The organism is Luteimonas sp. A611 (assembly GCF_054072715.1).
The window spans coordinates 1,094,600-1,109,565 of sequence record NZ_JBSVRP010000001.1 but is presented as its reverse complement, the minus strand read 5'-3'; the positions used below and the strand labels follow the sequence as shown (position 1 = coordinate 1,109,565).

The 14,966-nt window shown below is 69.7% G+C and carries 10 protein-coding genes; 5 read left to right on the top strand and 5 right to left on the bottom strand.

The features are described from left to right. Positions 1–26 precede the first annotated feature (26 nt). Positions 27–1,214 carry a LacI family DNA-binding transcriptional regulator gene (locus ACW5EG_RS04975; RefSeq protein ID WP_457017642.1) on the top strand — a complete coding sequence of 396 codons (1,188 nt, stop codon included), beginning with the start codon at positions 27–29 and terminating at the stop codon, positions 1,212–1,214. Positions 1,215–1,316: 102 nt separating this feature from the next. On the opposite strand, the gene xylA is transcribed toward ACW5EG_RS04975, so the two are convergent. Together xylA and xylB are read right to left on the bottom strand one after the other, a co-directional pair. After that, positions 1,317–2,648 (bottom strand): xylose isomerase, encoded by a 1,332-nt coding sequence (gene xylA, locus ACW5EG_RS04970; RefSeq protein WP_457020979.1) that lies wholly within the window; start codon positions 2,646–2,648, stop codon positions 1,317–1,319. A gap of 35 nt (positions 2,649–2,683) precedes the next feature. Further along, positions 2,684–4,180, bottom strand: coding sequence for a xylulokinase (gene xylB, locus ACW5EG_RS04965; protein ID WP_457020978.1), 1,497 nt, complete (start codon positions 4,178–4,180; stop codon positions 2,684–2,686). Between the two features lie 581 nt (positions 4,181–4,761). On the opposite strand from xylB, the gene parC reads away from it, so the two are divergent. Together parC and ACW5EG_RS04955 are read left to right on the top strand one after the other, a co-directional pair. Beyond that, a complete protein-coding gene (gene parC, locus ACW5EG_RS04960; RefSeq protein ID WP_457017639.1) occupies positions 4,762–7,008 on the top strand; it encodes a DNA topoisomerase IV subunit A in 2,247 nt (748 codons plus the stop codon). Positions 7,009–7,153: 145 nt separating this feature from the next. Then, entirely contained in the window at positions 7,154–7,822 is a 669-nt protein-coding gene (locus ACW5EG_RS04955) for a thiopurine S-methyltransferase (RefSeq protein WP_457020977.1), read from the top strand. Between the two features lie 112 nt (positions 7,823–7,934). On the opposite strand, the gene bfr is transcribed toward ACW5EG_RS04955, so the two are convergent. Both bfr and ACW5EG_RS04945 read right to left on the bottom strand, forming a co-directional pair. Beyond that, entirely contained in the window at positions 7,935–8,420 is a 486-nt protein-coding gene (bfr, locus tag ACW5EG_RS04950) for a bacterioferritin (protein ID WP_457017637.1), read from the bottom strand. 227 nt (positions 8,421–8,647) lie between these two features. Next, the gene (locus ACW5EG_RS04945; RefSeq protein ID WP_457020976.1) at positions 8,648–10,471 is read right to left on the bottom strand and encodes a Na/Pi cotransporter family protein; all 1,824 of its coding nucleotides are present in this window, start codon (positions 10,469–10,471) and stop codon (positions 8,648–8,650) included. Between the two features lie 170 nt (positions 10,472–10,641). On the opposite strand from ACW5EG_RS04945, the gene ACW5EG_RS04940 reads away from it, so the two are divergent. Both ACW5EG_RS04940 and ACW5EG_RS04935 read left to right on the top strand, forming a co-directional pair. Next, the gene (locus ACW5EG_RS04940) at positions 10,642–13,254 is read left to right on the top strand and encodes a penicillin acylase family protein (RefSeq protein ID WP_457020975.1); all 2,613 of its coding nucleotides are present in this window, start codon (positions 10,642–10,644) and stop codon (positions 13,252–13,254) included. 155 nt (positions 13,255–13,409) lie between these two features. Beyond that, positions 13,410–14,114 carry a PP2C family protein-serine/threonine phosphatase gene (locus ACW5EG_RS04935; protein ID WP_457017634.1) on the top strand — a complete coding sequence of 235 codons (705 nt, stop codon included), beginning with the start codon at positions 13,410–13,412 and terminating at the stop codon, positions 14,112–14,114. Between the two features lie 82 nt (positions 14,115–14,196). Here the strand turns inward: ACW5EG_RS04935 and dnaQ are convergent, their stop codons facing one another. Continuing rightward, positions 14,197–14,937 (bottom strand): DNA polymerase III subunit epsilon, encoded by a 741-nt coding sequence (gene dnaQ / locus ACW5EG_RS04930; protein ID WP_457020974.1) that lies wholly within the window; start codon positions 14,935–14,937, stop codon positions 14,197–14,199. Positions 14,938–14,966 lie beyond the last annotated feature (29 nt).

The window sequence follows — 14,966 nt, the reverse complement described above, 5'->3', positions numbered from 1 at the left end:
CGCCGGGATGTCGTGGACGCCTGTCGATGTGTACCATTCGTTCAGCCCTCAGTTGGTCAATGATGTACGCGCTCCGGCGGCGACCGCCGGTTTGCGCCGTGGGTCGCGTGCGCGCCAGCGCAGCACGCCGCCGCGGCGCGGCAAGGGGACAGGAATTGCAGAATCAGCCCAAGAAGGCCGCGCGCCGCAAGGGACTGGCGGTCACGCTCGACGAGGTCGCGGCACTTGCCAAGGTGTCGCCGATGACGGTCTCGCGCGTGGTCAACGGCCACGGCAAGGTGCGCGAAAGCACCCGCGAACGGGTGCTGCGGGCAGTGCACGAACTGGGCTACTCGCCCAACCTCGCCGCCAGCGCACTGGCCACCGCGCAGGACACGCGGGTGGCGATGATCTACACCAATCCCAGCAACGCCTACCTGCGCGAGCTGCTCGCCGGCGCGCTGCGCGGCGCGACGCGCACGGCCGCCCAGCTGGTCATCGACACCTGGGAGAACATCGGCGTCAACGCCCAGCGCCAGGCCGCGCGCACGCTGGCCAAGCGCGTGGCCGGCGTGATCCTGCCGCCGCCGCTGTGCGAATCCAAATCCCTGGTGGCGGAGTTTGTCGAAGCCGAGGTGCCGGTCGTGGCGATCGCCTCGGGCCGCTTCCACCACGACATCTCCTGCGTGCGCATCGACGACTTCCGCGCCAGCAAGGAAATCACCCTGCACCTGATCGCCGCCGGGCACCGCCACATCGGCTACATCCGGGGCAATCCGAACCAGACCGCGAGCACCCGACGCTACGAGGGCTTCCAGTCGGCGCTGGCCGAATCGGGCATCGAACTCGACGAGAGCGTGGTCGAGTCGGGCTTCTTCACCTACCGCTCCGGGCTCGATGCGACCGAGAAGCTGCTGGCGCACGCCAACCCGCCCACCGCGATCTGCGCAGCCAACGACGACATGGCCGCCGCCGCGGTGTCGGTCGCGCACCGTCGCGGGCTGGACGTGCCGCGCGACCTGTCCATCGTCGGCTTCGACGACACCTCGGCCGCGACCACGGTCTGGCCCGAGCTGACCACCATTCGCCAGCCAATCTCGGCGATGGCCGACTCGGCTGTCGACATCCTGCTGCGCAACATCCGCCGCAAGGACAAGAGCACGCGCACGGTGGTCGACCACGTCGTGCCGCACGAACTGATCGAACGCGATTCGGTCGCGCCACCGGCACGCTGACGCCCCAGCCCTCTTGCGGGCCGGGACATCGATGCGGCAACGGCGCGGCGGCTCGGCTGGCAGGGGCGTTTGCACTCCCATGTCGACCGGCCGCCGTCCGGCTCAGCGCAGCAGGTACTGGTTGAGCAGGTTCTCGTAGCGCTCCTGCTTGCCGCTGATCTGCATCGGCTCACCGCTCTTGCCCGCCAGCGCCGCAAGATCGGCCAGGCCCAGCTTGCCGGCCGCGAAATCGGCGCCTGCGCCGCTGTCGAAGCTGGCATAGCGCTGCTTGCGCCACTGCTCCCACGGCGAATCGTTGAGCAGCGCGTGCGCCACCTCGAGGCCTCGGGCAAACGCGTCCATGCCGCCGATGTGGGCGATGAACAGATCCTCCATGTCGGTCGACTCGCGGCGCGGCTTGGCGTCGAAGTTGAGGCCGCCAACCAGGCCACCCTGGCGCAGCACCACCAGCATCGCGCCGACCGTGTCATACAGGTCGGTCGGGAACTGGTCGGTGTCCCAGCCGTTCTGCGCATTGCCGCGGTTGGCATCGATGCTGCCCAGCAGGCCGTTGTCGGCCGCGACCTGCAGGTCGTGCTCGAAGGTGTGGCCCGACAGCGTGGCGTGGTTGGCCTCGATGTTGAGCGAGAAATCCTTCTCCAGGCCGTGCTGCTTGAGGAAGCCGACGACGGTGGCGCTGTCGAAGTCGTACTGGTGCTTCATCGGCTCCATCGGCTTGGGCTCGATGAAGAACTGGCCCTTGAAGCCGATGCTGCGGCCATAGTCGCGAGCGACGGTGAGGAAGCGCGCGAAGTGGTCGAGCTCGCGCTTCATGTCGGTGTTGTGCAGCGAGGAGTAGCCCTCGCGGCCGCCCCAGAACACGTAATGCTCGCCGTCCAGTTCGACCAGCGCGTCCAGCACCGACTTGACCTGCACCGCGGCGCGGGCAACGACGTTGAAGTCGGGGTTGGTCGAAGCACCATTCATGTAGCGCGGATGCGAGAACAGGTTGGCCGTGCCCCACAGCAGCTTCATGCCGGTGGCCTGCTGGCGCTCCTTGGCAAGGCCCACCAGGTGGTGCAGGTTCTTCTCGTAGGTGCCGATGTCCTCGGCGTCGGGCGCCATGTCGACGTCGTGGAAGCACCAGTACGGCACGCCGATCTTGGTGAAGAACTCGAACGCGGCGTCGACCTTGGCCTCGGCGGTCTTCATCGCATCGCCGGTTTCCCAGGGGAAGCGGCGCGTGCCCGGGCCGAACGGATCGGCGCCGGCGTTGCAGAAGGTGTGCCAGTAGCAGACCGCGAAGCGCAGGTGCTCGCGCATGGTCTTGCCGCCGATCTTCTTTTCCGCGTCATAGGTCTTGAACGCGAGCGGATTGTCCGAACCCGGTCCCTCGTAGGGAATCGTGCCGATGCCGGGGAAGTACTCCTTCGCGCCGATGAATGCCTTGCTCATATGTATGTCCGTGGTGTCGTGGTGGGAACGAGGCGTCAGTCGGCGTAGAGCGGCCGGATCGCATCGAGGTGGGAAAGGAAGTGACGGTACTGCGCGGCGTAGGCCGCGGTGGCGCCGGGGTGCGGCTGCGCGGCCAGGCGCGGGTCCAGGCGCACGTGCGAGGCGGCCAGCGCGCTGAGCTCGCCGTCGCTGCCGCCTTCGGCGCGGCGCACTGCCCACAGCGCCTGCAGCGCGGCACCGAAGGCCGCGCCCTCGGACTGCTCGGGCACGTCCACCGGCAGGCCGAACATGTCGGCCACCATCTGCCGCCACACCGCGCTCTGGCTGCCGCCGCCGGTCAGGCGGATGGCCTCGAAGCGCAGGCCGGCATCGACCAGTGCGTCGTAGCCGGTCATCAGGCTGTAGAGCGCGCCCTCCATCGCCGAGCGATAGAGGTTGGCCGGGGTCAGGTTGGTCGCGGTCATGCCGAACAGGTTGCCGCGCCCGTGCGGCAGGTCGGGCGTGCGCTCGCCGTTGAGGAAGGGCAGCATCAGCAGGCCGTCGGCGCCGGGCGTGGTGCCGGCCAGCAGCGCGTCGCCGTCGCGCGAGGAGAAGCCGCACAGCCGGGCGACCGCTTCGGTGGCGACGGTGCAGTTCATGGTGCAGATCAGCGGCAGCCAGCCGCCGGTCGAATCGCAGAACGCAGCCCAGCGGCCTTCGGCATCGACCACCGGCTCGCCGGCATAGGTGAACAGCGTGCCCGAGGTGCCCAGGCTCATGCTGAGCACGCCGGGCACCACGTTGCCGGTGCCGATCGCGGCCATCATGTTGTCGCCGCCGCCGGCCGACACCTGCACCGAATGCGGCAGGCCCAGCTCGTCGGCAAGCGCCGGGCGGATCTTCACCAGGGTGTCGGCCCCGACCAGCGGCGGCAGGCAGTCGCGCAGGTCGCGGTCGGGGTCGGTCGCGGCCAGCATTTCGGGCGACCAGTCGCGCGTGCGCACGTCGAGCCAGCCGGTGCCGGAAGCATCACCGTGCTCCATCCACAGCTCGCCGGTCAGCCAGTAGTTGATGTAGTCGTGCGGCAGCAGGATCGTCGCCAGGCGCGCATAGGCCTGCGAGCGGTGCTTGCGCGTCCACGGCAGCTTGGAGGCGGTGTAGCCGGCCAGGATCGGGTTGCCGGCCAGCTCGATGCAGCGCTGTGCGCCACCGGCCGCGTCCATGATCTCGTCGCACTCTGCAGTGGTACTGGTGTCGTTCCACAGCTTGGCCGGGGCCAGCACGTTGCCGCCCTGGTCGAGCGGCACGAATCCGTGCTGCTGCCCGGATACGCCGATGGCCGCCACGCGTGCGCGCAGCGTCGGATCGATCCGCGCGAAACACGCGCGCACCGCGTCCACCCACCAGTCCGCGCGCTGCTCGCGGCTGCCGTCGTCGCCGGCCGCCAGGTCCAGCGGCTGGCCCGCGGTCGCGACGATCTGGCGCGCCCCGGGGTCATAGACCACGAGCTTCACGCTCTGCGTGCCTATATCGAGTCCAGCAAACAGCCCCATCGAGAGATCCCCAAAAAAGTTAGCGCTACCACAACGTGGATGCAGGGCACCCAGAACAACACCGACCGATGTGTGTCGATGTCGTATTCAGGCGTAGCGGCGTGCACGAACTCTACACACCTGTTGGAAAAAAGCCTTGCTGCACTGCGCAATCGGCGTCAGCCCGGGACCCGGATCACGTTAGCGTTAACATTTAATTTCCAATTGGAGGGTTTTTGCCACGGATTTGCGCGGATCACGCGGATTACGCGGATCAAGAAAGCTGAACAGGATTCCGCACCCGGACGCTTCTCTCCTGTTGGCCTGATCCGCGTCAATCCGCGCAATCCGCGGCCAAGGCTTCGGGCCCGGCCCGGCTCACTGCCGCGCCCCCTGCGTCACTTCCCACCGTCCGAAGAGCCTCCTCAGTCTCAGAGCCGCATGATCCGGCACTGGCCGGCCAGCACCGGCCCCGACAGGATCCGGTAGCAGTCGTGTCGAACCCCGGCGCCTCCGCCGACGCGCCCGCATCTCAGCCCGCGAGACCGCGGCCGGCTTCCATGCCCGGGTAGAATTCTCCGGCTCCCTTACGCAGTTTTGAAATGACCGAGTCCGTCCGTCCCGTTTTCCACGGTTTCGAGCAGATCCCGCTGCGCGAATACGCCGAGCGCGCCTATCTCGACTATTCGATGTACGTGGTGCTCGACCGCGCCCTGCCCTTCATCGGCGACGGCCTCAAGCCGGTGCAGCGCCGCATCATCTACGCGATGAGCGAGCTTGGCCTGGCCGCCCCCGCCAAGCCGAAGAAGTCCGCGCGCACCATCGGCGACGTGATCGGCAAGTTCCACCCGCACGGCGACAGCGCCTGCTACGAGGCGATGGTGCTGATGGCGCAGCCGTTCTCCTACCGCTATCCGCTGGTCGACGGCCAGGGCAACTTCGGCTCCTCGGACGATCCCAAGTCGTTCGCGGCGATGCGCTACACCGAATCGCGGCTCACCCCGATCGCCGAGGTGCTGCTGGGCGAACTTGGCCACGGCACCGCCGACTGGGTGCCGAACTTCGATGGCACGCTCGAGGAACCGAGCTGGCTCCCCGCGCGCCTGCCGCACCTGCTGCTCAACGGCACCACCGGGATCGCCGTGGGCATGGCCACCGACGTGCCGCCGCACAACTTGGGCGAGATCGTCAGCGCCTGCCTGCGCCTGCTCGACGATCCCGACGCGACCGTGGCCGAACTGTGCGAGCACGTGCGCGGCCCGGACTACCCGACTGCGGCCGAGATCATCACCCCGGCCGCCGACCTGCTCGCGATTTACGAAACCGGCCACGGCAGCGTGCGCGCCCGCGCCACCTTCGCGCGCGAGGGCCAGAACATCATCGTCACCGCCCTGCCCCACCAGGTCTCGCCGTCGAAGGTGATCGAACAGATCGCCGCGCAGATGCGCGCCAAGAAGCTGCCGTGGCTGGAGGACATCCGCGATGAGTCCGACCACGCCAACCCGGTGCGCATCGCGCTGATCCCGCGCTCGAACCGGGTCGATGCCGAACAGCTGATGGGCCACCTGTTCGCCACCACCGACCTGGAAAAGAGCTTCCGGGTCAACCTCAACGTGATCGGCCTGGACGGCCGTCCGCAGGTGAAGAACCTGCGCATGCTGCTGACCGAGTGGCTGGTGTTCCGCACCAGCACCGTCACCCGGCGCCTCAACCACCGGCTGGAGAAGGTCGAGCGCCGCCTGCACCTGCTCGAGGGCCTGCTGGTCGCCTTCCTCAACCTCGACGAGGTGATCCACATCATCCGCACCGAGGACGAGCCGAAGGCCGCGCTGATCGCGCGCTTCGCGCTGTCCGAGGACCAGGCCGAATACATCCTGGAGACCAAGCTCAAGCAGCTCGCCCGGCTGGAGGAGATGAAGATCCGCGGCGAACAGGACGAACTGGCGAAGGAGCGCGAGGGCATCCAGGCCACGCTCGACAGCAAGGCGAAGCTGAAGAAGCTGATCAAGGACGAGCTGCTGGCCGACGCGAAGAAGCACGGCGATGCGCGGCGCTCGCCGCTGGTCGCGCGCGGCGCGGCGCAGGCGCTGGGCGAGACCGACCTGGTGCCCAGCGAGCCGGTGACCGTCGTGCTCAGCCAGAAGGGCTGGGTGCGCGCGGCCAAGGGGCACGATGTCGACGCTGCGGCGTTGTCGTATCGCGATGGCGATGCGGTGCTCGCCGCAGTCAATGGACGCACGACGCAGCAGGTCGCCTTCCTCGACAGCGGCGGGCGCAGCTATTCGACGCTGGCGCACGCACTGCCCTCGGCGCGCGGCAACGGCGAACCCCTGACCGGACGTTTCTCGCCTGCGGCGGGCGCCTCGTTCGTGGCGCTGGCCAGCGGCGGCAACGACGAGCGCTTCGTGCTGGCCTCCTCGCACGGCTACGGCTTCGTCACCCGCTTCGAGAACCTGACCGGCCGCAACAAGGCTGGCAAGGCGCTGCTGTCGCTGTCGGAAGGCGCGAGCGTGCTGCAGCCGGCGCCGGCGGGCGGCGTGGAGGCAGGCCGCATCGTCGCGGTGACCAGCGCCGGCCACCTGCTCGCCTTCCCCGTCGCCGAGCTGCCCGAGCTGGACCGGGGCAAGGGCAACAAGCTGATCGAGATCCCCAAGGCCAAGCGCGGCACCGAGCGCGTGGTCGCCGTGGCCGTGGTGCCGCCGGGCGGCACCCTGGTGGTGAAGTCGGGCGCACGCACGATGAGCCTGTCGTTCAAGGACCTCGACGTGTACTTGGGTCTGCGCGCCAGCCGCGGCGGGCTGTTGCCGAGAGGATGGCAGAAGGTGGAAGCCTTGTCCGTGGAGTCGTAAGCCAGCGCTAGGACGCGACCCTCCAGCTGTCATCCCGAGCGTAGCGAGGGATCTCGCCTGTATCCGCCATGCAGCGCGCAAACCAAGGACGCCCCGCATCGCTCTCCCGTCAAGAGACCGACCCTGCCGGTAACCGGAGACCACCATGCAACCTGATTTCTGGCACGACCGCTGGCAACGCAACCGCATCGGCTTCCATCGCGACGCGCCGCTGCCGCTGCTCATCCGGCACTGGCCGGACTTGCAGCTTCCGGCAGGCAGCCGCGTCTTCGTCCCGCTCTGTGGCAAGTCGTTGGACATGGTGTGGCTGGCCGAACAGGGCCATCGCGTGCTCGGCATCGAACTGTCGGCAACGGCCATCGAGCAGTTCTTCGACGAGCGTGGGCTCAATCCGCGGATCCACACCAGCCCCGCCGGCACGCACTACAGCAGCGGCGCGTGGGAACTGGTCGCCGGCGATGCCTTCGCCATTCCCGGCGAACTGCTTGCCGAAAGCGTCGGCGTGTACGACCGCGGCGCGCTGATCGCGCTGCCGCCCGACATGCGCGCCACCTACGCCCGGACCACGTGGCAGCGCCTGCCGTCGGGCTGCCGTGGCCTGCTGGTCACGCTCGAATATCCGCAGGCGGAAAAGGCTGGCCCACCGTTCTCCGTCGAAGAAGCGGAAGTCCATGCGCAGTTTGCGCCGGAGTGGGAGCTCGCCCTGGTCGAGCGTCGCGACATCCTTGCGAACGAGCCTTCGTTCCAGAGCGAAGGCGTCTCCGCCCTGTCCACCGCCGTCTACCGCATGCAGCGCACGCCGCCTACCCTGTAGGAGCGGCTTCAGCCGCGAACATCGCCGGCATCGATCCCGACGCCCCCGGTCGCGGCTGAAGCCGCTCCTATGGACCTGCGGCGCGACGGCAGGTTTCGGCAGCGGCTGGTCCTCAGCCGTGCGGCGCGTCCTCGCCCATGCGCGCCTGCTGGTAATTCTGCAGGCCGACCATTTCGATCAGGCGCAGCTGCTGCTCCAGCCAGCGGGTGTGGTCTTCCTCGGTGTCGACCATTTGTGCCACCAGGATCTGGCGGGTGACGTAATCGCCGTGTTCTTCGCACAGCGCCACGCCCTTGGCGAGGTTTCCGCGCACCTGGTATTCAAGGTCCAAGTCCTTGCGCAGCATCTCCTCGACCGTGCGCCCGGGCTCGAACGGATCGGGCCGCATGTCCGGATCGCCCTCGAGGAACAGGATCCGGCGCAGCAGCGCGTCGGCGTGCTGGGTTTCCTCCTCCATCTCGTGGTTGATGCGCGCATACAGCGCGTGCAGCCCGAGGTCTTCGTAGCGACGCGAGTGCAGGAAATACTGGTCGCGCGCGGCCAGCTCGCCGCGCAGCAGGAAATTGAGGTAATCGACGACTTCAGGCTGGCCTTTCATGGCGAATGGCTCCGGGAACAGGAATGCCGGGCAGTATGCCCAAGCCGGCGCGACGGCGCCGGATGAGAGCCATTTCAGTTCGCATTCTCGACCGCGCCCCCGTGCACCGGACGAAGCGCGGTGATGAACGCATCGCCATGCGCCGCGCTACCAACCCACACCATCACCGGGACCTGACCGCCTGCAGCGGCCTGGACGCTTCCTGCACCGGAGAAGACCGCCACTCCTTACCCTGTCGCGCGCCCCGCCCCCGCTTTCGCCTCCGGCAACGCTTCCGCCAGGCGCGTCGCCTGCCGCAGCGCGCGCAGCGAGCTGGGCTCCTCCGCGATTCCCAGCCCGCGCAGGCTGCGGTCGATGCGATCGACGTAACCGAGGTCGTTGAGCAGCGAAGCTGCCTGCAGTCCATCGAGCTCGCCGCGTCCGACCATCGAAAGCACGTGCTGGCGGAAGCCGGTCTCGAAGTCGACGGCCCGTGCCTCGAGCGCAGTCAGTGCGTCGGTATCCGGCTTGTCCCCGGCGATGCCGTGCAGTCCGCGCATCTGTGCGTACAGGTGCCGGCGCAGCGCAACGTAGGCCTCGCGCAGCGACGAGTCGCCATCGCGCAGGCGCGGCAGCAGGTTCTTCTGCAGGTGCTTGGCGCCCTTCACCGCCTCGACCATCTGCACCGCCGCCATCTGTGCCTGGGTCCAGAAGCGCTGGTGCTCCTCGTCCATCGGCACTTCGATGCGGCCCATGAACGCCAGCAGGTCGGCGTACACGCCCTTGACCCGCTGGCGATAGAGCGCATCCGCATCGGGGCTGTCGCGTCCCGGTGACTCCGAAAGCCGGGCGTCGTCAAACCCGGATCCAGACAGCCCCACCAGCGGCAGGCCCAGCGCGCGGCAGATCACCTCGACGCTGAGTTCGCCCAGGTGGCGCAGCTCCAGCGCCACTGCCGCGGCCGCGGCGTCGGCCGAGTCCAGCGCATGATCACTCAGATGGCGTGCGCGGACCGGTTCCACGTCTCCCGGCGTCACCGGCCCGGTCGCGACCAGTGCAGGCACGGCGCGTTCCGGTAGCCAGCGCTGCAGCCATTGCGCCAGCTGGCCCTGCCAAGGCCAGAACAGCGCGACGCCGGTGGCGTTGAAAAGCGTATGGAACAGCGCCAGCTGCAGCAGGGTGTTGCCACCGAACCCGACAAGTCCGGCGATGCCGACCACCATCCAGGTCAGTGGCACCAGCAGTGCCAGCGCCAGTCCCGCGGTCACCACGTTGAAAAGAACGTGCGCCAGCGCCAGGCGCTGGCCGCTGCGGTTGCCGCCGAGCGCGCCGACCACACCGGTGCTCACGCTGCTGCCGACGTTGGAGCCGATCGCCAGCGCCAGCGCCTGGCCAAGCTCGAGCTGGCCCGCCGCCAGCGCAGCGAGGATCAGCATCAGGGTCGCGTGGCTGGACTGCAGCACCACCGTCGCGGCCAGCCCCACCAGCACCAACAGCATCACCCCGCCCGCGCCCTCCGCCGGAACCGCGCTGAAGTCCAGGCCGCCGCCGAACGCCGCAAACCCCGCCTTGACCTGGTCGATGCCCAGGAACACGAACGCCACGCCCAGCACCACCCGTCCCGCTGCACGGCCGCGCGGCCCGGTGAAGCCGGCCAGCACGCCGAACACCAGCAGCGGCAGCGCCAGCGGCGCCAGGCTGAAATCCTGCCCCGCCAGCGCCAGCAGCCAGATGCCGCTGGTCGCGCCCAGGTTGGCGCCGAAGATGATCGCCAGCCCGCCCGCCAGCCCGACCAGGCCGGAGCTGATGAAGGCGATGGTGAGCAGCGAGACCAGGGTGCTCGACTGCAGCACCACCGTCGCGCCGATGCCGAACAGCAGGCCGCGCGCCGGCGTGCCGGTACTGCGCGCCAGCAATTGCTCCAGGCGCCCACCGGCGAGCTGGCGCAGCCCTTCCTCCAGGCACTGCATCCCAAACAGGAAGATCGCCAGGCCCGCGCACAGCTGCAGCCAGCCGGCATCGCGCCAGAACGACCAGGCGAGGATCGCGACGACGACAGCCAGCAGCAACACGCGCAGTTTCGAACCCAATGCTCCACACCCTCCCCGCAGCGGGCTGCCATTAGACCGCGCCATCGCCCATGCGCCTACCCGTCGCGCGGCAACGGTGCACCCGCCACCGCGGCGGTCGGCGGTGCGCGATCCGCTAGAGTCGCCGCTCACGCGCGCGCGGAGCGGCAACGATGGTTCGATGGCTGAAACGGCTGCTGCTGCTTGGACTCGCGCTGGCGGTGGCGGGCGGCGGCCTCGCCTGGTGGTTGCTGCGCGGCAGCCTGCCCGCGCTCGACGGCGAGCTGGCGCTGGCGGGGCTGTCCGCGCCGGTGAGTGTGCAGCGCGACGCGCTGGGCGTGGTCACCATCGACGCGCAGGACGAAGCCGATGCGATGCGCGCGCTTGGCTACGTGCACGCCCAGGAACGCTATTTCGAGATGGACCTGCTGCGGCGCACGTCCGCGGGCGAACTGTCTGCGCTGTTTGGCGCGGTCGCGCTCGATGCCGACCGCCGCCATCGCGTGCACCGCATGCGCGCACGGGTGGACGCGCATCTGGAGGCCATCGCAGGCGAGCGCATACCGATGCTCCGGGCCTATACCGACGGCGTCAACGCCGGCGTGGCTGCGCTGCGCACCCGGCCCTGGCCCTACCTGCTGCTGCGCCAGCAGCCGGAGCCCTGGCGACCGGCCGACACTGCGCTTGCCGGTTACGCGATGTACTTCGATCTGCAGGATGCGTCGAACGCCAACGAACTCGCGCTGTGGAAGCTCAGGCAAGGCCTGCCCGCGCCGCTGTACGCGCTGCTCACGCATCCGGGCAGCAGTTGGGATGCGCCGCTGATGGGGGCAGCGTTCGGCGACGCGGTGTTGCCGGGCGCGGAGGAAGTGGACCTGCGCGAACTTGCGGCGGCGGGTGCGGGCGCGGCGCGGGAGGCGGTTGCCCCCTCTCCACCGTCCGCTCCGCGGACGGTCCCCCTCTCCACCGCTGCGCAGGGGAGAGGCATTGGCTGGTCGCCTGCGGCGGGTGCATGGGCGGCGGTTGCCCCCTCTCCACCGTCCGCTCCGCGGACGGTCCCCCTCTCCCCCGCTACGCAGGGGAGAGGCAGCGGCTGGTCGCCTGCGGCGACCGATCTTTTGCCGGGCAGCAACAATTTTGCCGTGTCGGGTGCGCTCACCGACGATGGCCGCGCGATCGTCGCCGATGACATGCATCTGGGGCTGCGCGCGCCCAACCTCTGGTTCCGCGCGCGCCTGCGCTGGCCGGAGGCAGCTGCGCCCGGCGGGAGGGTCGACGTGCAGGGCGTCACCCTGCCCGGCCTGCCGGCGATCATCGTCGGCAGCAACGGCCATGTCGCCTGGGGCTATACCAACAGCTACGGCGACTACCTGGACTGGGCGCTGGAAACGCCCTGCGCCGACGCCGGCATGGCGCCTGCCCAGGCGGCGACGCCCTGTGCCGCGGTCCAGCTCCATCGCGAAACCATCCACATCGCCGGCGCCGAGCCAGTCACTCTGGACGTGCACGAAACCCGCTGGGGCCCGGTTCTCCATGAGTTGCCCGATGGCAGGCTGCTCAGCCTGCGCTGGACCGCGCACCTGCCCGGCTCGATCAACCTCGGCCTGGCCGGCTTCGCGCGTGCCGGCAACCTCGATGCCGCCCTCGCGGTTGCGGACAGCGCCGGCGTGCCGACCCAGAACCTGGTGATCGGCGATGCCGGCGGCCGCATCGCCTGGCGGCTGCTGGGACCGCTGCCGTCGCGCGCACCCGGCTGCGATCCTGCCGCACCGGCGGCCGTGGCGATTGCCGGCGAAGCGATCGGGCCCGACGGGGCCACCTCCGAAGGCGCGCTGGCTGGCGCCTGCCCGCCCTGGCAGTCCACCGCCGACGCCTCGCCCCTCGCCACCTCCCCCGCCTTCGACCGGATCTGGACCGCAAACGCCCGCACCACCGATGGCGAAGCCCTCGCCCGGATCGGCGACGGCGGCTATGCGCTCGGCGCCCGCGCCGGGCAGATCCGCGACGCGCTGCAGGCCGGCCAGCGCTTCACCGAAGCTGATCTGCTGGCCATCCAGCTCGACGACCGCGCCCTGCTGATGACGCGCTGGTGGGAACTGCTGCGCTCGCTCGGGAGCGGCGCGACCCCGGCCCTGCACGAACTCGCCGCAGCCGCCGACACATGGCAGGGCCGCGCCAGCGTCGACTCCGCCAGCTACCGCATCGTCCGCGCGTGGCGGCTGGCGGTGCACGCGCGGCTGCTCGAGGGCCTGCTGGCCCCGGCGCAGGCGGCACCCGGCGAGGATTTCGAACCACCCGCCTTTCCCCTGTTCGAGGGCGTCGCCTGGCCGCTGGTCCAGCAGCGGCCCGCACACCTGCTGCCGCAACGGTTCGACTCCTGGCCTGCCCTGTTCGAAGACGCCGCTCGCGAAGTCCGCGACGACCTCACCGTCCTGGGCCCGCTGCGCGAACGCAGCTGGGGTGAGCACAACACCGCCGCCATCTGCCATCCCCTGGCCGGTGCCATTCCGCTGGGCCGGCGGCTGCTGTGCATGCCGGCCGACCGCCTGCCGGGCGACACGATGATGCCGCGGGTGCAGGGCCCGGCTTTCGGCGCCTCCCAGCGCATGGTCGTCGCGCCGGGCCACGAAGAGGCCGGCGTGATGCACATGCCCGGCGGGCAGAGCGGCCATCCGCTGTCGCCGTTCTGGGGCGCGGGACACGACGACTGGGTGCAGGGGCGGCCGACGCCATTCCTGCCGGGCCCGGCCACGCACACCCTGCGGCTGCAGCCCGAAGGCCGCTGACGGAACCGACGCCATGCGGCATTCACTTGGCACTTGCTAGCGTCGCCTTGCCTGGCTCTGGCCGGGCTCATGGAAGCCGGGTGACCTGACTGCCCTTCTTTCCCCGTTCCCAAGCACAATACCCCGCCAGTCCGCCCCCCGCCGACGCGCAACGCATGATTGAATTCGGACACCTCACCCACGTCGGCCTGCGGCGCGAACTGAATGAGGACACCTATTACGGCGACAGCGAGCTGGGGCTCTGGCTGGTGGCCGACGGCATGGGCGGGCATGAGTACGGCGAGGTTGCCAGCGCGCTGGCGCGCGAGACGATCGTGCGCGAGACCCGCCAGGGCACGCCACTGCCGCAGGCGATCCGCATCGCCGACGAGGAGATCATCCGCGCCTCGCGCCAGCGCAGCGACGCGCTGCCGATGGGCACCACCGTGGTGGCCGTGCGCGTCACCGGCAGCCGCTTCGAGGTGGCCTGGGTCGGCGACAGCCGCGCCTATCTGTGGCGCGACGGCAAGCTGGCCCAGCTCTCGCACGACCACAGCTACGTGCAGGAACTCATCGCCCAGGGCGCGATCAGCATCGACCAGGCGCGCACCCACCCGCACCGCAACGTGGTCACCCAGGCCCTGGGCGTGACCGAACCGCAGTTGCTCAACGTGGAAACCCTGTCCGGCGAACTCGCGCCCGGCTCGCAGCTGCTGCTGTGCAGTGATGGCCTGACCGAGGAGGTGGACGACCGCGCCATCTCGCGCGTTCTGGGGCACACCGAATGCAGCGCCCAGGAGTGCGTGGACGGCCTGGTCGCGGCCGCGCTCGATGGCGGCGGCTCGGACAACGTGACCGTGGTGCTGGTGCGCAGCCACTGAAGTCGTGGCGCGATCGGACCGTCAGGGCATTCCGCCCTGCACCGGACATCACGCCCTGGTGCGCCCGCCTTCCGGTGATCGATCAGCCGGCGACGGCGACCGCCTCGTGCGGCGCCGCCTCGGGCAGCTCCCAGACGCAGCGCCCGGCCTTGCGCCGGATCGCCTCCACCCGCGCGTCGTGCAGCGCCAGATCTTCCGCCGACACCGTGATCGACGGACGCGGCGCGCTTGCACCCGCCGGCAGCACGAAGCGGTTGGCCCCGGTCCCGGCCGCAGGCTCGGCGGCGGCGAAGCCGATCTCGCCCTGCCCCGAGGTCAGCGCCAGCCACGCCTCGGCCAGCAGCTGCGCATCGAGCAGCGCGCCGTGCAACTGGCGGTGCGAGTTGTCCACGCCCAGCCGCCGGCACAGTGCGTCGAGCGAATTGCGCTGTCCCGGGTAGCGCTTCCGCGCCAGCTCGAGCGAATCGAGCACCGTCACGCGCTCGCGCAGCGGCGGGTAGCCGTCGCCCAGCCGCGACAGCTCGGACTCCAGGAAACCCATGTCGAACGCCGCGTTGTGGATCACCAGCTCGGCGCCGTCGACGAAGGCGAGGAATTCGTCGGCGACCTCGGCAAAGCGCGGCTTGTCGGCCAGGAATTCCAGGGTCAGCCCGGTCACCTCCTGCGCGCCGATCTCGAACTCGCGGTCGGGATTGAGGTACTTATGGAAGGTGCGCCCGGTGGGCCGGCGCTCGATCATTTCGACGCAGCCGATCTCGACCACGCGGTTGCCCTTCTTCCATTCAAGGCCGGTGGTTTCGGTGTCGAGGATGATGTGGCGCATGGTCTTCAGAAGCCGGGGCTGTGGTTGGG